The organism is Bacillus sp. JJ1122, from assembly GCF_036964885.1.
Lineage (GTDB): Bacteria > Bacillota > Bacilli > Bacillales > Cytobacillaceae > Mesobacillus.
Genome location: NZ_JBALQL010000023.1, coordinates 137,837 through 161,994, shown reverse-complemented (window position 1 = coordinate 161,994; position 24,158 = coordinate 137,837). Strand labels below are relative to the sequence as shown.

Genomic DNA, 24,158 nt, shown 5'->3' with positions numbered 1-24,158 from the left:
CATTCGGGCCTTGGCCTCCTGTCGGACCATTGCCGCCATTTACAGCCTGGCCTCCATTCGGGCCTTGCCCCCCCTGAAGAGGACTTCCACCTTCTATCCCGATAAACTCCCAATAAAAGGCGCCTGGGGGTGGCGGCGGAACATTCGGGATGATGAATAAACCTAAGGCATTGGTAGCTTGCGGTATAATTGGTGTCCCCGACGCCCCTCCAGCTTCTCCAGACTTTGCCGCATCCCCTGGCTTAACAACTTCTCCCGGTTGGTATACTTTTCCCGGAATGATAAATTGCCCGCCATCAATCGGCTTTCCTGGCTTATATGTTTGGCCCGGCTTGATTGCTTCACCGGGAGTTATGAAGGTTCCTGCCATCGCCATATAAGGCATGACATTCCAGAAAAGCAGGACGGCTATCATCGATATGGCAAAGATTCGATTAAATGTCCTTTCACGCAATTCGTTCACCCCGCTATTGGGTATTTTGCTGGTACTTTTCTTCTAATGTTTTGATTGCTTCTGAATAATTCATTTCGTTCAAAGTATGGAGTTCTTCCTTGAATTTCAGTATCTCGGAATCGATCCAGTCGTGGTATTCACGATTTTTTTCTTCAATGTAAACACGAGATTCAGCTGTCATCATTTCATTCTGCCATAAAACAAAAGCCACATGATTGATGAGATCCTTCTCTTTCTGGCTCTTCACTTCTTCACGAGTGATATAGACGAAGATATCCAGGCTGTTCTGGACCTTTTTGAGGTCAATGCTTTGCATGCCTTTCTTTTTCCACTCATCCCACGATTCAGCCAACTGATTTATCTGTGATAGTTCGTCGCTTAGTTCGGATTCATCTGCCACGCTCGTATAAATACCTTCTGTCGCTGCAGCAATTTCTTTGAGCTGTTTCTGCCCTTCATTATCGATATCAAAACCGATGACATTAATAATCGGCTTAATATTTGAACCAAAAAGGCTCTTTGCTGCTTCAACAGGGTTATCTTCACATGTCGAAACCCCATCACTTACCAGATAGACGATGTTTGTATTCGTCGCCCCATCAAACTGGCTTAAATCCTTCTTTGCTTCATTTAAAGCAAGACCGATTGGCGTCCAGCCGGTAGGCTTGATTTTATCCAGCGAAGACTGGAACTTACCAGAATCAAAGCTTGAGATCGGGTACATGATTTCACTGCTGCTGCAGGAAAGCTGTTTATCAGAGTCGGCATTGCTTCCTTTATGGCCATAGACCCGGATGCCAACTTTGGCATCTTTCGGAAGCTTTTGTACGAATTGATTAATTGCGTCCTTAGCAGCATCCATTTTTACCTTGCCATTGACTTCCTGAGCCATGCTTCCTGAAGCATCCAGAATAATTTCTACGTTCAAGTTTTCTTTAAATTCATAGCGGGTATCCTTCATCTCAGGACTGCCAATTGACTGGAACTTCAGACGCTTTATGGCTTCCTCAGGCCCTTTATAATCCTTCTGTACCATCTTCAGCACTTCGCTGTAAAAAAGATCAAGCTCTTTTTCAGTAGGAGTTCCGGACACATCAGGAAGCTCCTTGAATGTCTCCAGAAACATCTGTTGATTTTCTTCAGTCAGGTCGTAATTTAAATCATGATATGGCCCCTGAGACAAAGACTCAAGCTCCTGATAGGTTGTTGGCAAAGGATCAACAGCCAACTCTTCCTTTGGTTCTTCTTTTTCTTGATCCTCATTCGCTTTTTCATCTTTAGCTGGTTTGGTTTCTGCAGTTTTAGCTTTATCTGCAGGTTCTTTGCTCTTCTCAGCTTCCTGGCTGCAGCCTGAAACAAAAACGATAAGACCAATCAATAAAACCAGGAAGTGTTTGATTGCTTTCATTCTTTCCCCACCTTAGAGTATTGCTGTGAATTTCTTTTCTGAAGGCTCTGTTAAACAAGACTTTTGATTTTCGTTCCAGGCGCTTCGCTTTCCGCGGGGCTGGCGCTGAGCCCGCAGGACACTGAATAGCTTCCTCGAATCTACCCACGCACGATGAAAATGCGATAGCATTTTCGGAGGAGTCTTCGCGCCTTCCACTACAATCAACAGGGTTAAAAAATCTATATTCAGCTTAACAGGCCTTTCCTGAAAAACAATCGCGTTTATTAGCCAACCATTTTCGTGATTTTATCAATGATTTTCGTAATAACACCTGTAATGCTGCCTTGGCTGCTGCTGACCGCCTGAGAAACTATCCCCAACACTAGAATCAATAATGCAGCAAGTCCTAACCATTCCAAAGACTGAGCTCCTCTTTCGTTTCTTACAGGCATCATCACTTTTGTCCATGCTTTGATCATTAAGTTTTTCATAGTAAATCTCTCCCTTTTGTTTGTTAGTAGATTGTTGGTATTCATATTGGTTCAGTTAAACAAGGCTGTTGATTTTCGTTCCAGGCGCTTCGCTTTCCGAGTAAGAATTATGAAAAATCCCAACTGCCGGCTTTTTCATGAGCAAATTCTTCTAGGGGCTGGCTCTGATTCCGCTGGAGTCGAGTGCCCTCCGATTCAATCAACAGGTGCTAAAAATCAGCTTTTATTTAAATAAATCAAATAGATTTGAATTGCCGCTGAATAGATTGATGACCATCAGTCCACCGATTAGGATCAGAGCAGATGGCATGACGAGGAAGGTGGTGATCAAGGTTACCTTTGGTGAGGCTTTTGCAGCCTGCTCCTTGATCTTTTCCTTCTTGATTTTGCGCATTTCTTCGGATTGGTTTTTGAACGTCCTGGAAATCGGCACCCCGAGCCTTTCCCCCTGGATCAGTGACCGGATCAGCGTCTGGAATTCCCGGCTGTCATTCCGGATGAGCAAGGTGTTATAGGCCTCTGCTCTTGGCACTCCGACATCGGTTTCCTGGATGAAGCGGCCAAACTCCTCTTTAATTGGTCCTTCAAAATAAGGAACGATATCCCGAAGCGCCTGGTCGAGCCCTACCCCCGCCTGAAGCGTTACGCTCATCGTATCGAGGAAATCAGGCAGCTGGAAACTCAGTTCTTCCTGGCGCACCTTCGCCTTCCGCTTCAGCCACATGACGACCGCAAAGTATCCTGCAATTGGATAAAGAATGACGGCAATCTGGGACATCGGAAGCTGAATAACAAGAGCAATGCCGCCGATAATCAGTCCTACAACCATCATGAACATTTTTAATCCCTGGAACCGCTCGACCGTTAGGCCATAAGGATAACCCGCGTGCATGAGGAGCTTCCTGACTTCATGATCCTCGCTGAAAAAGTTGACCCTCTGGCCAATGGATGAGAAGTCATCCGCATACTCGAGCATTTTGGTTAAAATCTTTTCTTTTCTCGTAATCTTTCTTTCAAACGCATCGTATATATAGGTTTTTTCGTGAATCTCTTTTTTCAGGTTTTCTTTTGATAACAGATAGTTATAATAGCTTCTTAAGGAAATCGCCAAAAACGCCAGTGACAGGCAAATGACAATGATAATTAATCCATCCATGTGATTACACCTTTATATTGGTTACCTTTCTGACAAGGATAAACGTGAGAATGGTACCACCCAGGAAAAATAACAGCAGGATGATGCCGATTCCTGAAAACAATGGGTCAATGAAGCCATCGATGACGTTATTCATCATCAACACAAGGAAAATTGGCAGGACTGGCACCATATAGGATACATACCTTTGTTCTGCCGTCATCGTCTTGATTTCCTGCAGCAGGATTTTTCGATCCTCAAGCGTCTGGCCCATTTCATCCAGGACAGAGTAAAGATTCCCCCCCGCCTTTTTCTGAATTAACAATGTTGCGACGAACAGCTGAAATTCCCGGCTTTCAAGCCGTTTCTCCATCGCTTTTAACGCGGCGTTGAAATCAATTCCCAGGGAAATTTCCTGTGCAAGCCTCCTAAACTCTCCCTTTGCAGGCTCGGATGCTTCCTGGGCGACCATATTAATTCCCTGCGTCAGGGTCATCCCTGAACGCGTGGCATTAGCCAGCGTGCGGCATATTTCCGGGAGCTGTTCCACCAAACGCTGTTTCATCTTGTTTTTTCTCAGTAAAAATAAAAGCCGTTTCCCGCCTTCAAGCACGATCGCTGCAGCAATCAGGTTCGTTGGGAACTGAATGCTGAAGAAATTCTGTAAAACAATGACCAGTCCCATAAAAACGACAATCTGAGCACCAATGTATTCCGATGGCGTCAGCGGGATGTTTGCTGCCCTTAATTTTTCATAAAGAGGCTGGGCACCTTCTGTCCTGTCGTACCGGTCTCCCAAAACGACGAGCACGCTCTTCCGCTTGGCGCCATCAAGATAAAAATCATTCGCCCTCTTCTTCCATTCACGTTTTTCTTTCCGATAGTCAAGGATGTAATAAATCGCGATGATGAAGGCCAAAGCAGCCAGGGTCGAAACGATAAATTCCGTCATTGTTTCACCTCCTCGTATACAGGGGTAAAGGCTGATTCTGGAATGTTGATTCCGAACACCTTCAGCCTGCTCAAGCATTCAGGTACATAGCCTGTCGGCGTAAAGTGACCGATGATTTCCCCATCAGGTCCAATTCCAGTCCGTTTGAAATGGAAGATTTCCCTTACTTCATGTGAGCCATCTTTGTTTGTCACGACCTCGGATATGGAGACGATTTTACGCGAACCGTCCGTCAGCCTTGTCGCCTGGACGATGATATCTAGGGCACCGACGATATATTCACGGACGATATGGCTCGGCAAATCCATTCCGGCCATGACGACCATTGCCTCGACCCTGCGCAGTGCATCATCCGGCGAGTTGGCGTGAACAGTCGTAAGCGAGCCTTCGTGACCAGTGTTCATCGCCTGGAGCATGTCAAACGCTTCACCGCTTCGGACCTCACCGACAATAATCCTGTCCGGCCGCATCCTCAGCGAGTTTTTAACAAGCTGACGAATGGTGACTTCACCGCTGCCTTCGACGTTCGCTGGCCTTGCTTCCATACCAACCACGTTTGGCCTGTTAAGACGCAATTCCGCGGAGTCTTCAATCGTGATAACACGTTCGCCGAAAGGGATTGAAGCGGCAAGCACGTTCAATATCGACGTTTTTCCGCTGCCGGTACCACCGGAAATCAAGGTATTCATTTTTGCCTTGACGATGCCATCAAGGAATTCTGACATCGCTGAATTCAAGGTATGGAAGTTTAATAGGTCCTCCATCTTGAAAGGTTCTTTCCTGAACTTACGGATTGATACAAGTGTGCCATTCAAGCTGATCGGTGAAATGACCGCATTCACACGGCTGCCGTCCGGAAGTCTCGCATCAACCATTGGCGAGCTTTCATCAATCCTCCTGCCGATTGGCGCCACAATCCGGTCAACGATATGCCGGACATGATCATCATCGCGGAACTTCACATCCGAAAGCTCGAGCTTACCGAGTCGTTCCACATAGACCTCTTCAGACCCATTGATCAGCACTTCCGTGATGGATGGGTCATTGATCAGCGGCTCAAGCGGCCCGAAACCGACCGATTCATCAAGTATTCTTGTAATCAGGATCTCTTTGTCATGACGCGAGATAATGACCTTTTCTTCGGACATGAACTGTGAGACAAGCTGTTCGATTCGGAGCCTCATTTCACCCTGTGTCAGCTTTGTCAGCGCTTCAAGATTCGTGTCTCTTAAGAGCCTTGCTTTGTAATGTTCAACAAGTTCATCCACAAGATGGTTTTCATATTGATAGGATTGTAGTTTCGCAGAGACAACGACCTTTTCTTTTCGTTTATCAAATAATGATGCCATTCATGAATCCCCCTATTTCAATACAGAAACCGCCCATTTTCTTACGTCCTTAGCAAAAGGGATCATCCGTTTTTCTTTTGCGATTTTTCTTACCGGCTCACCTTTATTGATAAAAGGCTGCAGCCCTTTGATATCATGCCTTACTGTTGCGGCTACCGGAAAGCGCAGGAACGTTTTCAGGTCCTTTTCCTGCACCTCGTTCTCCTTGGCCAGTTTGTTGAGGACAATGGCCGTCCTTGATGGAAGCTCCATCCCCAGTCTTACCGCCAGCTCCTCGAACTGCTTCAGCACTTTTAGCGCAGGAGTGTCCGGTGTGAGGACATAATAGATTTGGTCCGATTCCTCAAGTGCAGTGACTACATTGCTGTTGATATAAGCAGGAAGATCGACGATGACAAAGTCAAAGCTTCTCCTGCACGTCCTCAGCAGTTTAGCGACGAATTCCTCGGTAATCGTTTCCGCAGTTTCCGCATCACATGGGCTGATTAAAACCTCTAATTTCGATGATTCCAGCTTCTGCGATACGTTTCGGATATGGCTCTCATTCAGCTCATTGATAACCGGAGTCAAGTCGGCAATCGAACGGTTCGATTGGATAGATAAAAGCGTTTCGATTCCGCCAAACTGCAGGTTTAAATCGATTAAGATAACCTCGGCGGTAGACTCGAGCTTGATTGTCTGGGCAAGTGCTGCTGCAAGATTTGATTTACCGTTGCCGCCATTGCCGCTGAAAACCGTAATGATTTTTCCGCGTCCGCCTGCAAAAGAAGAGAATGAAGTATCCTGCTTCAGCTTTTGCAGCTCATAATTCTGGAAAATCGATGGGAACCGGCTGATAAATAACCCGTGCTCCTCAGGGTAAACAAAAAATTCAGAAGCCCCCGCTTTTGTGATATTCCGGAGCTGTGAGAAATCCGAATTCTTCGCGATAAAAATAACGAGTGTTGACGGACTTACCGACTTGATATATTGAATACTCTCAACTTCAATGTCGCCATCCGCCTGGACAAAAATGACAATATCCTGAACATCGCGGTTAATCTCCCGGACAACATCACCGGGTGCGATCAGCTGGATTGGGTAACTCCCAGAAATGCCATTTAATATTTGGTTATGAATGACCTCATCATCACTGACTAATAAAATCTTAAGTTTCGTTTCCATCGGTTCCCCTCATACCATCATTTTTATTTGCTCTATTAATCAAGGCTGTTGATTTTCGTTCCAGGCGCTTCGCTTTCCGCGGGGCTGGCGCTGAGCCTCCTCGTCGCTTCGCTCCTGCGTGGTCTCACCTGTCCAGCTGCGCCAGCAGGAGTCTGCGCGCCTTCCAATACAATCAACAGGATTTGATATAACATTGGGCTATTAACAGAGCCTTTTATTTAGTTACTGCCTTTTTTTAGAGGCAGAATGAATTTTTACCATGATGCTTAATTGATATAAGTTAATTATTAATGTTTTGTGGTTTGAAACAAGTAAGATTCTTTATGGTGTACCACTTTGTTTTGTATCGGTTTGTTTATTATCTGCCGGTTTGGTACCTGTTGGTTTTGTCGTGTCTGTCTTTTTTGGAGTGGTTGCTGCTGGCTGCTGGGCCTTTGGCGGCTGTGTACCAGTCGGCTGCGTCTTCTGTTCAGTACCTTCTTTGGTTGTATCCGTTTCTGGTGGGGTTGCTGTATTCATCGTATCGCCTTTGCCGACGTTTGCTTTCAGCACCCGGACCTTGTCTGCGTAGTTCTGGATATGTATAAGTTTTGGCGCGTCTTCCATGCTTACTTCAAGCGCAACTCCTGCGAAATCCTTACCATTTCCCTGTGCGTATGCAACAGGTACATCCCTCATGAAGATTTCCGTCTTTTGCTTTCCGTTATCGTCGGTAGAAACAATAATATCAACACGGTCAAGTGCTTCGATTACCTGGTCGAATTGTATTTTTTCAGAAGGATACATGGAGACGAGGCGGTTATTTTCATTTCTAAGATTTGAGAATGGCTTTAGCATGTTTTCGGTTATGATATTTCCCTTGGAAACAGGAACAACCAGTACTGTATTGACTAAATCATCTTTTTTCACGACGTGAGAACCCTTTACATAAAACTTATTTGGGATTTCCATCGTCGTGATTTGATTTTCCTGGATCAGTGTCCTCGCTGGGATGTCGCTATTCGCAACATAGATTTTCGTCATGCCCCCCAACTCTGAGTTTAAGTCCTTTACTTTTTGATACACGAGGTATCCAGCCACTGAGGCTAAAAGAAAGGCAAGTAGCAAAAAGATGGTCGCTCTCCTTTTTGACTCTAACATCCTGCATTTACTCCCTTTAATGGTTATTTTTTATTTTTTATGAAAGAATTGGAAATGTTCATTTTCAAATTCCCAGTTTACTAAGTTAATAAACCTAAAAAATTAAAATTTCTCCTCTTTATTTACTATCACCCGTTCACATTTTAGTCAAATATTTACCAAAATAAGGAATAGTTCGTTTTAACTAATTTAATTGTAATTTTTGTTGAATATATCTTTAGTTCGAACTATTTTTTGTATTTTTATGGGTCGTTTTTCCTTCTGTGAAAACGTATTATTCATTCTCAGTGAAAAATGCCTTTTCAATTTTTAGGCACATTTACTCATTTTTCCAAAAAGTTGCTTTGTAGGACTGAACCCCCAATTTATCCACTCTACCCCCATAAAAAATTTATCTCACCGTATCTATCCAAGCTGGCTCTGACTTAAACGGGGCTGGAGACTCATTTTGACATGGTTAGACTTAATGTCTGTTATCTTTGAACACACAAAAAAGGTCCAGCCCTATTGGCTGAACCTTAATTCATCATAATCCACTTTGCTGTCTTAGCTGATAAAATGCTTTTACTCTTGTAACGACATCTTTGGAGCCTGAGTTCTCGATCATCATCGAGACAATCAGGTCTGCAGATTGAGGGTTGTAGGCGACGAACCATCCGAGTTCTTTGCCTTTCTCACCTTGTTTCTGTTTGATCTCTGCTGTACCAGTTTTTCCGGCTAGCGGATAGTTGGCCATCATGGCACTATGTGCGGTACCCCTTGGATCCGTGACGACCTTGGTCAGCATCTTATTGAGTATTGCTGAGTTTTCTGGGCTGATTACGTTTTCCTTCCAAACCTGTCCCTGCTGGTCTTCGATTCCAAGAATCGGCTTAATCAAATTACCCTTGTTCATCAAAGGCGAATAGGCTGCAGCCAGATGAAGTACGTTCATCTCAACCTGTCCCTGCCCATAGGCTGAATCAGCCAGACTGATTTCACTTTCCATTTTGCCAATTTGCGATGGCTCCATTGGATATAAATATTCCGGCTGATCCTCAAAGCCAAACTTCTTCAGGCCCTCCGCAAAGGTATCAGCGCCGATTTTCTCAAGTGCGGCTCTGGCAAAATAAATGTTGTCCGAGTATATGAGCGCTTTTTCCAGATCAATGTTTCCTTTGATATCTGAATACCTGGTGACCTTGTAATTACCCCATGAAGCGTCCTTCTGCCATTGCTTTGTGTTGATTTCATAGGCGGTCTTCGGCGTAAGCTTGCCGCTTTCAAGTCCGATTGCTGCCGTTACGGCCTTGAGAACGGAGCCTGGGGCATACGTAAGCTTGAATCTATTAAGGAATGGCTGCAGTGGATTTTCCTCTAGCAATTTACGCTTGTTCTGCGAGATTCCAAGCGTCATCTCGTTTGGATCGAAGCCTGGTGAGCTGACCAGCGCGAGCGTTTCACCTGTCGTTGGATTGAGCGCAGCCGATGTGCCAGCCTTTCCTTTGAGTTGATCATATAATTGTTCCTGCATGACCACGTCAATTGTCAGCTTTATATCCTTTCCATTTACGACAGGTTTTTCTGCCAGCACTTTTTCAGTTCCGTTTTCTTTTTTAATCGAAATTTTGATTCCGTTTGTTCCTTTTAATTGCTCTTCAAGCACCTGTTCCAGTCCGCGCCGGCCGATGAAGTCCGTGCTTGAATAGCCTTTGGCCTCAAGTTTTTCAAGATCATCGGCGGTGACAGGACCGATGTAGCCAAGCAGGTGGGAAAGGGACTCGCCATACGGATATTCACGCGCTCCAACTTGCTGGCTGGTCACTCCTGCTAGGGCAAACACTTTCTCCTGAAGCGCTTCATCTGTCCTTGATATTTTTTTCAGCGGCACAAAGTGTTCTGGCTTCACCCAGCTAGCATTCAGCGCCTTATTGATCTGCTCTTCTGACATATCAAGCAGGCCGGCAAGCTTCTTGATGATTTGGTCCTTTTGCTCGCCCATTTCGCCAGGAACAACACCAATTTGCAGGGCTGTTCCATTAATCGCCAGTCCATTCCCTTCCCGGTCAAGAATGGCGCCTCTTTCCGCTTTCACATTCTGGAAACTAATCTTATCCCCAGATCCCAGTTCAGGGAAAATAAAAGTCGTATCCCAATCTACATACCAATTTGTCTCTTTATCCCGTTCCTCTTTTACGAGAGTGGCCTCATGGTCAAACGCAATTGGCCCACCGACACTCTCCATTTTCGCCGAAAAAGGCAGGGCGGTCTGGTCTTCCTTATGCTCCTGCTCCTCTTCCGGCTGCTTATAGCTGACCTTCAGCTTGTTAATCTCTAAATCTTTATAAATTTTATTATAGCGATTGACGAACTCCTCCTTCGAGATCGTTCCTTTCGCTTCCTCAGATAAAAACCCATACATCTCTTCAAACTTCTGATCATTCCACAGCTTCACATACTGCGAAAAACGTTCCTCCGGAGTCGGTTCCTTACTGCAGCCAGCGACGAATACTGCAAAAAATATTAATCCTACTAATAACAAAAACATCTGTTTCATATGTACCCCTCCTCCCGTATGATTTTACCATATCAATTCCAAGTAACAAAAGAAAGAACCAGCCCCCGCTGCTTTAACGCATTAACGTCCTGGGGGTCAGACCCCCAGGACGTTAATGTGTTAAAGTATTTATTGTTTAAGAGTTAGTTGATTCTTCTGAGTCAGTTGAAGTGTCTTTGTCTTCACCGGCATCTTTTTTGTCAGAGCTGTCATCTGCTGGTTTTTCTTCATCTGGAGTTACGCTGTCATCTGCTGGTGTGCCTTCTTGATCTGCAGCACCTTCTTCAGTAGCTTCTTCTGACTTGCCTGCATCTCCATCAGTAGCAGCTTTTTCATTCGTAATTTCTGCTTCCTGCAATGCGCTAAGTGACTTGTTGAAGTACTCATGTGGATTTACAGGTACATTGTCCTTACGGATTTCAAAGTGTACGTGGTTGCCAGCCTTTTCATTGATCAGGCTTGTACCAGATTTCGCAATGACTTGCCCTTGCTCAACTTGGTCGCCAACTTTAACTTCGTAGTCTTTAACTGATTGATATTGTGTTACAATACCTTTGTCATGCTCGATTACAATGACGTTTCCTAGTAAACCATCTTCCATTACTTTAGTGACAGTACCACTTAATGAAGCAACAACATCAAATTCCTTGCCATCTTTAGAAGCAATGTCCAATCCAGTATTCGGATGGTACGTATTGTCATAGAACACTAGAGCTGCTTCTTGCTCTTCTGCCTTGCTGTCATTATCATAGAATCCCATTTGGATGACAGCGTCGTCTTCACTCACCACTGGCATTACAAAGTTTTCCATTGCGCGGTTAACTTCAACTGCTGGCTGGTCATTGAATTTTTTGCCAGGCATATCAGTCGCTTTGTACTCGATCTGATCTGTTCCGTTGCTACCGCTGTTTTGATACCATAGGACACCAGTTAGAATGATTGCGGCACTAGCAATATAAACTGTTGGATACACCCACCGCTTCTTGAAAAAGCTGTTCTTTTTGTCTTGAGAAGATCTTTCCTCTCTCATTTTCATCACCTCAGCAATCAGTTTGAACAGATGCGAAAAAATATATACATAGAGTTGAAAAATTTTTTACTGCTTATTTTTCGACAAAGGTGATTATTTTATGCAAAAAAGTTTTCGGGCGGGGAAATTTTCGGCTTTGAGCTGAATACCATCGTGTTTTCGGGCGGGGGGAATTTCAATTATTGTGCTAGATTCCGTTTTTTTATAACAATCTAAAGTGAGGGTTTATCATGAAAAAGTTACTAGCTTGGTTTTTACGAATTCTGCCTTTTGCCTATATGGCTGCGATCTGGATTATGTCCAGCCTGCCAGATACCGCAGTCATTGAACTTCCTGACCACAGTGTCGACCGCTTTTTAAAAGAGTCTCTTCACTTGGTAGAGTTCGGGATTTTATATGTATTCCTAGTTTTAGCGGCCCTGACGACCGGACGATTCACACCCGCTTTAAGCTTCATCTTCATGGGTGTGGCCATCTCGTACGGACTGCTCGATGAAATTCACCAAAGCTTCGTCCCATACCGATCCTCAACCGTCATTGATTTTGTAAAAGATGTAATTGGGGTTTTAGCGGCATCCCACTTCATTCATCATGCTTACTTCAGCGGCAAATTTGTGAGGCTAGGGAGGCTTTTGCGTGGAATTGAGGGACGCGTTCGAGGATAAAAGAGAATAATTACGGTTTTTTAGCGGCTGGCCTTGGAATCAAGGCTGGCTTTTTGTGTATTTTTAATTCAAATCATCTCTTTTTCGGGTAAAATATAGCGGTTATTCCTTCAACCGTGAATAAAATGAAGCCAACCGTTAATATAAGCTCCTTAACCGTGAATAAAGCGAAGCCAACCGTTAATATAAGACCCCCAACCGTGAATATCGATTAATTTAAGTCAATGGACATAAATATTTCACAATAATACAGATACTTTAATAGGTATTCCTCAACTGATCGAAGAATTCATATACAAAACGATAAAGGAAGTGACCAATTTGATAGAAAAAGAAAGGACATATCCGATTCGGCTTAGAAAATATGAAGCTTTAATGAATCGAATCATACCAAACCACCCTAAACTCCCTTTAATTGAGCAAGATTATAAAACATGGCGCTCGGGTTACAAAGGGGAACTGCAAACCGATTACCGTTTAAGCTTTTTGCCTGAAAAAGGGTTCCATCTCTTTCGGGATTTACGTCTTGCCGATGGAGATTGGTACTTCCAAATCGATACCCTCATCTTAACGCTACGTTATATCCTTCTAATTGAAACAAAAAACCACAAAGGCACACTCTTCTTCGATAAAGACTCTGAACAAATGATCCAAACGAAAGATGAAAAGGAAAAATCATATGATCATCCGCTTATTCAAGTTAAAATGCAAGCATGGCACCTAAAAAGGTGGCTCAAACAATACAAATTCGATGTCCCTCCAATTTATCATCTGGTGGTGGTCAGTAACTCTTCTACCATTATTAAAACCAATGACCGCCCACTAAATAAAGTAATAGTGAAAGGAGATGTTTTATTAAATCGTGTGCTCCAAATAGATGAGTTTACTCAAAGCGTCATTTTCACTGACAAAGAAGTAAGAAAGTTATCAAAGTTACTGATAAAGAAGCATACTCCACACCACCCTGATGTATTGAAGCCCTATTCTCTTACCGTCGACGATCTTCGAAAAGGAGTTCAATGCCCCTCTTGTTCAACATTGGGGATGAAACGCGAAAGGTGGTTCTGGCTATGCCCTGTATGTGGGCAAAAGTCCAAGATAGCGCATCATAAAACGCTAAAAGAGTTTTTCCTACTTATCAGTCCTTCCATTAATAATCAATCTTGCAGAGAATTTTGTACCGGGATAACATACAAGACGTCCAGTGATTTACTTTCTTCCATGCACCTCCCCTTCACAGGCACAAAAAAGGGCCGCCTCTACCACATGCCTCCAAACATCGAAACGTTCTTTCATCCCGCGAAAAAATAAAACATACCAGTCCAACCCAGTGGCGCTAAAAAGCCAGGGCACTCAGCCCTGGCCGCGTCATCATTTTATTTTCATCCTGCGATTGCTCACACCCGCTTACTTCCTAGCCGTCACCTTCGTCATCAGACTATCCGCAGAACTGATCTCTACACCCTTGTAATAGTGCGTGACGATGTCTTTATAGGTTTTGCCTTCTGTTGCCATGCCGTTAGCGCCATATTGGCTCATGCCGACGCCGTGGCCGAAGCCTTCGGTTGTGATGATCACGTTTTGCCCTTTGATCACCCAGGAGAAGTCGCTGGATCTTAAATCGAGCTTTTCGCGTACTTCCTTGCCGGTTAAAACCTTACCGCCTATATCAATCTTTCCAACCCGGTTGCCGGCTGTCCGTGAAATGACCTTGCCGATTGTAGCGGAATTCGGCAGCTTAACACCCAGCTTTGATTCAAACGCAGCAACGGTCATAAGGGTCTCACTGCGGAATTTAGGCGATTTCAAGTCCCACGGGCTTTCAACGCTGCGCAGGTATGGGAAGGCATTGGCCCAGTATTCCTCTGAGTTCTCAGTGAAACCGTTACTTGTTGAAAAGAAGGTTGCATCGATCGGTGCCCCGTCAAAAGTCAGAACCTGCCCGTCAGTTGCTTTTACGGCTTCGGCAATTTTCTTGATCTTCCATTTATAATCTACGCCCCATTGCTTCTTCAGTTCTTCTTTATTTTTAAAGACCTGGTGGATGGTTGTATCGTTCAGCTGAGCCCCTGCGGGAACGCCGACTTTATTCGGGCTCATCATTTGTTTTACATAATAGGTTCTTGCCGACAGCGCCTGCGCCTTCAATGCCTCCAGCTCGAATTCAGCTGGCATTTCGGCTGCTACAACGCCAATTAAGTATTCGTCCAGTGGAAGCTTCTCTGTCTTTGACAAAGCAGTCCTGTATACGGCTACCTCAACAGCCGAATCTTTGGACGGCACTGCCGCGACATCCTTCGCATCATTCTGGAACTCTTCTCCCAGCTTTCCGCCTGCCTTCTCTTCCATAAAAGGGAGGACGAGCATAGTTGGTATGAGGAGTGTGACAGCGAATAGGATTGCAGCTAGTACGATGAAAGGTTTGAATTTTAACATAGAAAAAGCCTCCATTATGAAATTAAGGCGGTTATTACCGTCTCAATTCATTCTTATGGAGGCGGACAAGCTTTTATGACACAATTTTTGAGCATTCGCTATTTGGCAAAAATGATTGTCTTTTGTAAAAATGAAATTGGACAGATATTTTATAACTAGAATTACTCATAACCCAAATAAAATCGTATAAAAAGAAAAAAACCGCAGAACTATACTAATATGCACAATTCTACGGTTTATTGGGTATGTTGATTTATGCGTTCATATCTGAAACGAGGTTCTCAGTCACTGGCATTTCTTCGACTTCGCTTACGCGTTCGATGTCTGCGCCAAGGGCAGCCAGCTTTAGATGGAAATCAACGTATCCGCGGTCAAGGTGATATAATTCTGTCACGCGCGTCATTCCATCGGCAACAAGGCCAGTCAGGATCAATGAGGCAGCTGCACGCAAGTCTGTTGCTGCTACTTCTGCTCCCTGAAGATCAGATGGTCCGTTCATGATGACAGAACGTCCATCAATTTTAATGTTGGCGTTCATACGGCGGAATTCTTCCACGTGCATGAAACGATTTTCGAATACCGTTTCTGTGATCATGCTAGTACCTTGAGCACGCAATAGCAGTGCCATCATCTGGGATTGCATATCCGTCGGGAATCCAGGGTGTGGCATAGTCTTGATATCAACTGCTTTCAGCGTTTCAGGCCCGATGACACGAAGACCGTCTTCTTCTTCAATGATTGTAACACCCATTTCTTCCATCTTGGCAACCAATGAAGATAAGTGTTCAGGTACCGCGCCTTTTACAAGGACATTTCCGCCAGTAATCGCAGAAGCAACCATGAAAGTTCCAGCTTCAATACGGTCAGGAATGATGTTGTGGTCTGCGCCAAACAACACTTCAACACCTTCGATACGGATTGTGCCTGTACCTGCGCCACGAACCTTCGCACCCATTTTGTTCAGAAAGTTTGCAAGGTCAACGATCTCTGGTTCTTTTGCAACGTTTTCCATGATCGTTGTGCCTTTTGCAAGAACAGCCGCCATCATGATATTTTCCGTAGCGCCAACGCTAGGGAAATCTAAATATATTTTAGCTCCGTGTAAGCCATTAACTGCTTCGGCTTCAATAAAACCGTTTCCTACCTTCACTGTTGCACCCATTGCTTCGAATCCTTTAAGGTGCTGGTCGATAGGACGGGAACCGATTGCACATCCGCCTGGCAGCGCTACGCGAGCACGGCCATTCCTGGCAAGCAATGATCCCATTACTAGTACAGAAGCACGCATTTTACGAACATATTCAAATGGCGCTTCGATTTTTAACTCTCCAGATGCATCTACTGTTATTGTGTTATTTTCAAACTCCACTACGGCGTTTAAAGAACGTAATACTTCGTTGATGGTATATACATCGGAGAGAGTTGGCACATCACGAATTACGCTTTTTCCGTCACTTGCTAATAATGTTGCAGCGATAACAGGCAAGACGGCATTCTTAGCTCCTTCAACCTTTACAGAACCGCTTAGCCTTTGTCCGCCGCGGACGATGATTTTTTCCAAGTGTATTCCCCTCCGCGTCCAATTTCTCTATATTAATATTCAATCGTTATGATTGGTGTGCCAACTACAAGGGTAGTCTTTCCGCCCAATCGGTCAGTTTTCCGTAATCCAAGCTGCATATTCATGTCATGTTCACTGCTCAATGATTTGTCGAATAAAGGCGAGAAAGCGGATGTAGAAATAAATGAATCCTCTTCTAATCCTTCGATTTCCTTTGCGTTAAAAGCCTTTAGCAGTTTACTTTTATAAACAGGTAAAGCCGAGTTTATCTTATCATTGATAACGCCTTCGATACAAGAGAAAGTTGTGGCATTTCCTCGAAAAATGTCAAATATTCTGCTTGGTAAATTTTTGCTCAAAAAGGCTTCTGTATTTTTATTCCAAGACTGACCTCTGACCTCATACATGATATACGTATGTACCTGGCCGTTTATGTCGGTAGAAATAATTTTAATTTTTTCATGAAGCCGTGAAGACTTTGATACAGCAATGATTTCTCCATGGTTAGAATCATCGCCGACAGTCCATGTCCAATTTGGAAGCTTAGCCTTCAAATCTTCGACAAGACCTTCTACATCTTCTTGACCATTTACATTTTCCAATGTTTCCCTTGCATATAAAGACCACCCAGTGATCAAAATATCTTCGTTCTGCAAAACTGAGGCCAGAGTCTGGATCTCATGTTCAGCATCAGCTACAGTCGTTTTATTCCCAGCTTGAAGCACAATAAAACCAATAATGCCAAAAATTGATAAAAAAAACGAAATTTTCTTCATGTCGATCTCACTCTCCCCTTATTACCATTGTTACCAGGAGAGCAAATCACATACTTGGGAATTCTCGTCACTTTCTGACACTATTTTTTCGGGTCAACTTTGCCGGGTGTACACTCTTTGTGAAAAAACAAACATGTACATACAAAATAAACCGCAACAAATTGAATTTTACTCAATATTTGTCAATTTGAAAACATGTATGAAGACCTAATTTTTTACCAATTGAAAGATCATCGGCAGCTGCTGTGACCATTGGAGGTAATCAAGGAAGAAATTACTTACTGTTGAACCTAGCGCGATCGATGCCAAAATATATAAAACCCGGGCTTGAAGAACATGATTAGCCCTGAGCAGCTTTTCAAATTGAAGTGCCTGAAGTGCCCACCAGGCAAGCCCGATGAATGCTAAATGGGATATAATGCTGGTCAGTGCATATGGCCCAATACCTGAAATCATTTGTCTTCCCCCTTTTACCTATCTATCTTAACATAAGGCCGATACATACCTGTAATTAGACGGCACACATGAATGAAAGTTACATGTAACTTTAGAAAAACTTTATCAAAAAGCAAAAAAGCTGGCCTGCGCGTTATCGCATGGCCAGCTTTCTTCATTATTTTACCCCTTAGCCGTGTAAAACGGCTCCCATGATGAATAGATTTTCCCCAAAATCCGTTTCATGAAAGTTCCGAAGTCGATTCTTTCAAGATCAAAAATCTTATCTCATAAAATCAACGAACTGATTGAAATTCGTATGCAGGAAGTCCAATGCCACATTTGGCAATACTCCGAACAGGATTGTTGCAGCAGCCGTAATGATGATAACCGCTGTAATTCCTGCCGGTATTTCGATTTTAGCCTCGTCAGCTGCAGGACGGAAGAACATCTGCGTCATGATTCCAAAGTAATAGAAATACGAGACAACTGTTGTGGCAATCATAATCGATACAAGGACATAATGCGCCTGGTCGACCATCAATGCGCCCAAGAAGATATTAAGTTTACCGATAAAACCTGCAGTTCCCGGGATTCCTGCGAGTGACAGGATGAAGATTCCCATTGTGACCGCTAGCAGCGGCGCGCGGCGGTAAAGGCCCGCGAAATGGCTGATATCTTCTGAGCCCGTCTTCGCTGTAATCAGCTGGATAATCGCAAATGCACCAAGGTTCATTAATACGTAAGCAAGCAGGTAGAACCAGATTGAATCGAAGGTCACGAATGACATGGCTGTCAGTGCGACAAGTATATAACCTGCATGCGCAATGCTTGAGTAAGCAAACAAACGTTTAATGTTCCTCTGCCTTAACGCAACCACGTTACCAATAATCATTGTTGCTCCCGCAAGGAAACCAATATAGTCCTGGAGTGCGAACAGCAATGGAATTTGCTGCCCTTCCTCACCGGCAACCGGTATATATCCGAATACGGATAAAAGAATTCGGAGGATGATCACAAATCCAGCAGTCTTTGATACAACACTCAAGAACGCTGTCACTGGAGTTGGAGCTCCCTGATACACATCCGGAGCCCACATATGGAATGGAGCGGATGCAAGCTTGAATGATAATCCAATAAAAATCATGAAGAATGCCAGACCAAGAAGGTAGATGTGCTGACCATCTGAAATTCCTCCGAAGACAGTGGCAATTCCTTTTAAATTTGTTGTTCCAGCCAAGCCATAAACATAGCTCATACCGAACAAAGTGATGGCACTTGAAATACCGCCGTTAATGACGTATTTCATTGCCGATTCGTTAGACTGCAGGTTTCGCTTGCGCATACCCGCCAATATATAAGAAGGAATCGATAGCAATTCAAGTCCGACGAACAAGGTGATTAAGTCGCCGCTTGAAGCCATCATCATTGCACCAAGCAATGCTGCGAGGAACAGGTAGAAAAATTCTCCTTTATAATCCTCGAGACCTTCATTATGCGGAAAATCAATTGCCAATAGCATGACGAGCGCGGAACCAACAAGCAGGATCAGCTTAAAGGCAATCGCAAACGAATCGAGTCTGAAGGTATCAAACAAGATTGAAGTTGTCTCATTGCCGATTAACATCACCAAGGAAAAAATTGCTGCGAGAATCCCGATAAAACCAATCCAGCCAAGCACTTTCCGGTCTACATGCTTTGGCATGAATAAATCTAGAACTGACAGAGCTGTCGCTACTCCCAGGATGATGAATTCAGGAGTCATCGTTCCCCAATCAAATGATAGAAGCGTATCTAAATCCATCGTTCATCACCCCCCTATTCCCATCAAGATAGTTTCTAAAGTTGCCTGAAGCGGTTCACTCAGAACGTTTGGATATACTCCAATCAGGACGATCAAGCCCACAAGCACCAAGATCGGTGCCCATTCAAATGTGCGAACATCTGAAATACCGGCAAATTCGCGTTCTGCATTGCCATACGTGATAGCAAGCACGGCGCGCAGCAGGTAAACGGCCGTCATGATGATGCCAAGAGTACCAACCGCTGCAATGATTGGCATTTCCTTGAAAAGGCCGAAGAACGCCATGAATTCGCTGACGAATCCGGACATCCCTGGCAAGCCGAGTGACGCCATTGCTCCAGCAAGTAAGAAGCCAGATGCGATCGGCATTCCTTTTGCAAGGCCGCCAAGATTTGCAAGTGTTGTAGTGTGAGTGCGCTCATACAGCACACCAACCAGGAAGAACAATAATGCTGAAATCAAGCCGTGAGATACGACCTGGAAAATCGCCCCTTGAATACCAGCTTCATTATTTGCCCCAATTCCGATTAACACGATACCCATATGGGAAATAGAAGAGTAAGCAAGAACCATTTTGAAATCTGTCTGGATAAAAGCAAGGAATGCTCCGTACAACAGATTGATGACCCCTAGTACTGCAAGCAATACTGTTAATTGTTCGAATTGCTCTGGGAAGATTCCCATCCCGAAGCGGATCAAACCGAACGCACCGATCTTCAATAGAATCCCTGAGTGGATCATAACGATTGAAGGCGGCGCCTCTACGTGAACGCGCAGCATCCAGCTGTGGAGAGGGAAGATTGGCAGCTTTACGCCGAAAGCGATAAGCAAGGCAATCAATAATCCCATCTTCAGTGACTCTGATATCGGCGCTACTAATTGCGCATTTTCAGTGTTCAAAATCATTTTGAGCATTTCGATATTCGAAGTGCCTGTTCTTGAAAATAACACCATTATGACAATCAGCAGAATCGCTGAACCAAGGCCATTATAGATCAAGAAGCTGTAAGCAGCCTTTTCTTTTTCGTAATAGCCCCATTTCCCGATCAGGAAAAACATTGGGATCAGGGTGATTTCGAAGAAAAGGAAGAACAGGATCAAGTTTTGGGATGTAAATACTCCAAGCATGCCGATTTCAAGAAGCAGAAACAGCATGTAGTAGCCTTTCCATTCTTTCTTGATATGGAAGGATGCAAGAGCTGCAAGCGTTGCAATCACTGCAGTCAGTACGACCATGATCAGCCCGAAACCATCAATTCCCAGTTCATAATTGACGCTGAACATGCCGGATTGCTCGGCACTTGGTCCGCCAAACTGGATCCAGCGGAATTTTTCCGAAAAATTAACAAGGTCTGCTCCGCCGCGATAGGAAAAATAGGCGATCAGTGCCAAAACAAGCGACGGAAGTGTCGCTAACACTCCAAGCATTTTAATACCTGATTCATTCGCTTTAGGCATGAATGCCAAAAGCAGGATACCTAGCAAAGGGGAGAATACAAGCAAGGTAAGAAAATAGTTGAAATCCATTATAAATACCCCCCTGTTAACGCAAAGATGACCATCAGAACTGCCAAACCGACAAACGCGATTGCGCCATATGTCTGTACTTGGCCGCTTTGAAGTTTAGCGCCAGTTTTACCAAGGGCCTGAACAGAAGCAGTTGTCAGTTTCACTAAGCCTTCAACAAGGAAGAGCTCAATAAAACGCAGGAACAAACTGATCCCTTTTGTTGCAAACACAATCGTCTGGCTGTAAATTTCATCGATAAAGTATTTGTTCTTAACAACGCTGTACGTAAGCGGAATCCTGCTGCTGAGCCAATCGCGTGACAATGACTTTTTGCTGTACATCATCCACGCAAGCAGAATACCAAGCAAGGATACGACAGTCGCCACAACCATAATCCATGCCGGACCTTCGATGTGTCCATGGCCAAGTGCTTCATTGCCCTCAGTCAGCCAGTCGCCAAGGAAAGTGCCGAACCAAGGTGTGTTCACATAACCAGCGATAACAGCTAGAACACCAAGAACAACCATTGGCATTGTCATGACTGACGGTGATTCATGGACATTCTTCATCTCGCTGCGCGCCTCACCGGCAAAGACCATGAAGAACAGACGGAACATATAGAATGCCGTGAAAAATGCTGCAATCACTGCTAACCAGAACAAACCATAATTTCCGTGAGCCCATGCAGCGATTAAAATTTCATCTTTACTGAAAAATCCTGAAAATAATGGCACGCCGCTGATTGCCAATGTTCCGATCAGGAACAGAGGTCCAGTGAACGTAAGCTTTTTCCAAAGCCCGCCCATTTTCTCAATATCCTGAGTATGTACAGCATGAATGACACTGCCTGCTGCAAGGAACAACAATGCTTTGAAAAAAGCATGAGTCATCAAATGGAATACTCCGGCAACATAGCCGGCAGATCCTAATGCAAGCATCATATAGCCTAGCTGACTGACTGTTGAAAACGCAAGAACGCGTTTGATATCAGTCTGTACAAGACCAATGGTAGCAGCAAAGATGGCCGTGAAGGCACCAATGACCGCTACCGTCATCATAGCTGTTTCACTAGCATTGAATAGCGGGAACAGCGATGCGACTAAGTACACACCCGCTGCAACCATTGTCGCTGCGTGGATTAACGCAGAAACTGGCGTTGGGCCTTCCATCGCGTCAGGAAGCCATGTGTGAAGCGGGAATTGACCTGATTTACCAACTGCCCCGATGAAAATCAGGATGGCAGTCAAGGTAATCATTGTTCCGGAAATTGCGCCTTCTTCTACTGCTGCAAATATCTCATCATATTCGAAGCTGCCAGTTTGCCAGAATAATAAAATCATCCCAATCAGCAGTCCTACATCCCCGATACGGGTCATGATAAAGGCTTTTTTAGCAGCCGCTTTGGCGCTTTCTTTGTAAAAATAGAATCCGATCAACAGGAATGAACCTACACCGACCAGCTCCCAGAAAATATAAGTCTGAAGAAGATTCGGCGAGATTACAAGACCTAACATCGCAAATGTAAATAACCCTAGATAAGCATAGAAAACCGGGATCCGCTCATCTCCATGCATATATCCTTTTGAATAGGTATGTACAAGGAAGCTGACAAGAGATACGATCACCAGCATCAATGCATTTAATTGGTTTACTTCAAAGCCCGCAGTCAGTTGTAAATCCCCTATTGTCAGCCAAACGGTTTCAGCTTTAAAGGTGGACTCCGTCAAGCGCTCGATAAGCACAAGGATGGAGTATACCAGTGAGGCAAGTGTCGCTAAAATTCCAACGAAGGCACTTGCTTCTTTGAGCTTTTTACCGAATAGCAGAAGGAATAGAAAGGATACAAGCGGGAACAGCGGAATGAGCCAAGCATTCTCCATTAATATCACAATCCCCTTTTTTGAACGGGCGTTGTCTATCCTTTTTACGTCCGTCAGATTGAGGCCCGTATTGCACGGGGCAGTCCAGCTACAAGAAATGTTCTAAACATTAAGCAGCGGGATGTTCCGCCGCCTTCAATCCTAATTAATTTTTGAGCTGATTCATTTCATCAATATTGACCGATCTGCGGTTGCGGTAAAGAGCAATCAAAATCGCCAGTCCCACAGCTGCTTCTGCCGCTGCTACCGAGATGGCAAACAGGGCGAAAACCTGGCCTGTGATGGAAGGGTTCAACCCGTATTTACTGAAAGTTACTAGATTGATATTGACGGCATTGAGCATCAATTCAATCGAGATCAGCACAATAACTGTGTTTCGTTTCGTCAAAGCACCGTAGAGTCCGATGCAAAATAGGATAAGTGCAAGTGCAAGAAAGGCTGAAACTGGAACAGAACTCATTCCTTATCCCCCTCCTTATCATCATTTCGCGCCAATACGATAGCGCCTACCAGCGCGACAAGCAGGATTACGGATGTCAGCTCAAATGGAATGATGTACTTAGAGTAAAGCGCCATTCCGATTTGTTCTGTGTTATTTTCATGCAGCGTATTCGGCACTGCATCGAAACTCAAGTCATAGATTCCGTAATAAACAGCTGCACCGAAGCCCAGTACGCCAAGAAGAACCAGGAGCTTTCTCCATGGACTCGTTTTTTGCTCTTCATCGTCACTGTGGTGGCGGGTAAGCATGATTCCGAAAAGCATGATGATCGTGATCGCTCCGGAATAAATCATGACCTGGATCACTGCGATGAATTCGGCTGATAACAAAATATAGATTCCTGCAATACTGACGAATGTAAAGACGAGTGCAACGACCATGTGGATGACCTTGGTAAGGTTCAATAAAAGCACGCCGCCCATTACCGCCACTAAAGCAAGTGACATAAACGCAAAAAATTCGCCTGATAACGTCATGCTTTATTCACCTTCCGTATATTCTCATCATTTTCATCAAGCCATTCCAGGTTCTTAAATAAGTCATCCCGACTGTATTCAGCAAGTTCAAAGTTGTTCGTCATGATGATTGCTTCAGTCGGGCAAACTTCTGTGCATAGGTCACAGAGGATACAAAGCTCGAAGTTGATATCATACGTATCTATGATTTTTCCTTTTTTCGTTGGATCAGGATGCTTTTTACCAGTCAAATTAATGCAGTCTGTCGGACAAATGTTGGCACACTGATTGCAGACAATGCATTTTTCGGGATAAAACTTCTGAATGCCCCGGAACCGGTCCGGAAGCGGAATTGGTTCGTTTGGATAATCATAAGTGAGCTTTTCACGAGATAATTGTTTAAGGGTATAAGCTAATCCTTTAGTCCATCCTAGCACGTTATTCACCCCTTTTAATGCAGGAAGCAGAGGCCTCTTTTAAAGCGAATGCTCCCA

General features: G+C 44.2%; 22 protein-coding genes and 1 pseudogene. 2 read left to right on the top strand and 21 right to left on the bottom strand.

Going from position 1 to position 24,158, the window contains the following annotated elements; all coding sequences use genetic code 11:
* The 11 genes and pseudogenes from V7201_RS13925 to V7201_RS13875 form a co-directional block, all read right to left on the bottom strand.
* Positions 1–454, bottom strand: a pseudogene (locus tag V7201_RS13925) (hypothetical protein); the annotation flags it as partial.
* 13 nt (positions 455–467) lie between these two features.
* Positions 468–1,862, bottom strand: coding sequence for a vWA domain-containing protein (locus V7201_RS13920; protein WP_335377343.1), 1,395 nt, complete (start codon positions 1,860–1,862; stop codon positions 468–470).
* A 266-nt stretch (positions 1,863–2,128) separates the two neighbouring features.
* The gene (locus V7201_RS13915; protein WP_335377342.1) at positions 2,129–2,335 is read right to left on the bottom strand and encodes a hypothetical protein; all 207 of its coding nucleotides are present in this window, start codon (positions 2,333–2,335) and stop codon (positions 2,129–2,131) included.
* Positions 2,336–2,558: 223 nt separating this feature from the next.
* Positions 2,559–3,491, bottom strand: a complete 933-nt coding sequence (locus V7201_RS13910) for a type II secretion system F family protein (RefSeq protein WP_335377341.1) — start codon at positions 3,489–3,491, stop codon at positions 2,559–2,561.
* A gap of 4 nt (positions 3,492–3,495) precedes the next feature.
* Positions 3,496–4,422: a type II secretion system F family protein gene (locus tag V7201_RS13905; protein ID WP_335377340.1), complete on the bottom strand. Its 927-nt coding sequence runs from the start codon at positions 4,420–4,422 to the stop codon at positions 3,496–3,498.
* Positions 4,419–5,771: a CpaF family protein gene (locus V7201_RS13900; protein WP_335377339.1), complete on the bottom strand. Its 1,353-nt coding sequence runs from the start codon at positions 5,769–5,771 to the stop codon at positions 4,419–4,421. The genes V7201_RS13905 and V7201_RS13900 overlap by 4 nt, the downstream gene beginning before the upstream one ends.
* Positions 5,772–5,783: 12 nt before the next feature.
* Positions 5,784–6,935: an AAA family ATPase gene (locus V7201_RS13895; protein WP_335377338.1), complete on the bottom strand. Its 1,152-nt coding sequence runs from the start codon at positions 6,933–6,935 to the stop codon at positions 5,784–5,786.
* 35 nt (positions 6,936–6,970) lie between these two features.
* Positions 6,971–7,129 (bottom strand): hypothetical protein, encoded by a 159-nt coding sequence (locus tag V7201_RS13890; RefSeq protein ID WP_335377337.1) that lies wholly within the window; start codon positions 7,127–7,129, stop codon positions 6,971–6,973.
* A gap of 127 nt (positions 7,130–7,256) precedes the next feature.
* Positions 7,257–8,075, bottom strand: coding sequence for an SAF domain-containing protein (locus V7201_RS13885; protein WP_335377336.1), 819 nt, complete (start codon positions 8,073–8,075; stop codon positions 7,257–7,259).
* Positions 8,076–8,601: 526 nt separating this feature from the next.
* Positions 8,602–10,611 carry a penicillin-binding transpeptidase domain-containing protein gene (locus tag V7201_RS13880; protein ID WP_335377335.1) on the bottom strand — a complete coding sequence of 670 codons (2,010 nt, stop codon included), beginning with the start codon at positions 10,609–10,611 and terminating at the stop codon, positions 8,602–8,604.
* A gap of 136 nt (positions 10,612–10,747) precedes the next feature.
* Positions 10,748–11,641 (bottom strand): peptidoglycan DD-metalloendopeptidase family protein, encoded by an 894-nt coding sequence (locus tag V7201_RS13875; RefSeq protein ID WP_335377334.1) that lies wholly within the window; start codon positions 11,639–11,641, stop codon positions 10,748–10,750.
* A gap of 230 nt (positions 11,642–11,871) precedes the next feature.
* Between V7201_RS13875 and V7201_RS13870 the strand changes: the two genes are divergently transcribed.
* A complete protein-coding gene (locus tag V7201_RS13870) occupies positions 11,872–12,306 on the top strand; it encodes a VanZ family protein (protein WP_335377333.1) in 435 nt (144 codons plus the stop codon).
* A 321-nt stretch (positions 12,307–12,627) separates the two neighbouring features.
* Positions 12,628–13,617 carry a nuclease-related domain-containing protein gene (locus V7201_RS13865; RefSeq protein WP_335377332.1) on the top strand — a complete coding sequence of 330 codons (990 nt, stop codon included), beginning with the start codon at positions 12,628–12,630 and terminating at the stop codon, positions 13,615–13,617.
* A 96-nt stretch (positions 13,618–13,713) separates the two neighbouring features.
* On the opposite strand, the gene spoIID is transcribed toward V7201_RS13865, so the two are convergent.
* The 10 genes from spoIID to nuoI all read right to left on the bottom strand — a co-directional run bounded on the left by spoIID (position 13,714) and on the right by nuoI (position 24,101).
* Entirely contained in the window at positions 13,714–14,742 is a 1,029-nt protein-coding gene (gene spoIID, locus V7201_RS13860; RefSeq protein ID WP_335377331.1) for a stage II sporulation protein D, read from the bottom strand.
* A gap of 253 nt (positions 14,743–14,995) precedes the next feature.
* Entirely contained in the window at positions 14,996–16,303 is a 1,308-nt protein-coding gene (murA, locus tag V7201_RS13855; RefSeq protein WP_335377330.1) for a UDP-N-acetylglucosamine 1-carboxyvinyltransferase, read from the bottom strand.
* 32 nt (positions 16,304–16,335) lie between these two features.
* Positions 16,336–17,079, bottom strand: a complete 744-nt coding sequence (locus V7201_RS13850; protein ID WP_335377329.1) for a YwmB family TATA-box binding protein — start codon at positions 17,077–17,079, stop codon at positions 16,336–16,338.
* Between the two features lie 207 nt (positions 17,080–17,286).
* Entirely contained in the window at positions 17,287–17,535 is a 249-nt protein-coding gene (locus V7201_RS13845) for a DUF1146 family protein (RefSeq protein ID WP_335377328.1), read from the bottom strand.
* Positions 17,536–17,797: 262 nt separating this feature from the next.
* A complete protein-coding gene (nuoN, locus tag V7201_RS13840) occupies positions 17,798–19,318 on the bottom strand; it encodes an NADH-quinone oxidoreductase subunit NuoN (RefSeq protein ID WP_335377327.1) in 1,521 nt (506 codons plus the stop codon).
* A 6-nt stretch (positions 19,319–19,324) separates the two neighbouring features.
* On the bottom strand, positions 19,325–20,845 hold the full coding sequence (locus V7201_RS13835; protein WP_335377326.1) for an NADH-quinone oxidoreductase subunit M: 1,521 nt from the start codon (positions 20,843–20,845) through the stop codon (positions 19,325–19,327).
* A complete protein-coding gene (gene nuoL / locus V7201_RS13830; protein ID WP_335377325.1) occupies positions 20,845–22,707 on the bottom strand; it encodes an NADH-quinone oxidoreductase subunit L in 1,863 nt (620 codons plus the stop codon). The genes V7201_RS13835 and nuoL overlap by 1 nt, the downstream gene beginning before the upstream one ends.
* A 145-nt stretch (positions 22,708–22,852) precedes the next feature.
* Positions 22,853–23,167, bottom strand: coding sequence for an NADH-quinone oxidoreductase subunit NuoK (gene nuoK, locus V7201_RS13825; protein WP_335377324.1), 315 nt, complete (start codon positions 23,165–23,167; stop codon positions 22,853–22,855).
* Entirely contained in the window at positions 23,164–23,685 is a 522-nt protein-coding gene (locus tag V7201_RS13820) for an NADH-quinone oxidoreductase subunit J (protein ID WP_335377323.1), read from the bottom strand. Before V7201_RS13820 ends, nuoK begins: the two co-directional genes overlap by 4 nt.
* Positions 23,682–24,101 (bottom strand): NADH-quinone oxidoreductase subunit NuoI, encoded by a 420-nt coding sequence (gene nuoI / locus V7201_RS13815; protein ID WP_335377322.1) that lies wholly within the window; start codon positions 24,099–24,101, stop codon positions 23,682–23,684. The genes V7201_RS13820 and nuoI overlap by 4 nt, the downstream gene beginning before the upstream one ends.
* Between the last annotated feature and the right edge of the window lie 57 nt (positions 24,102–24,158).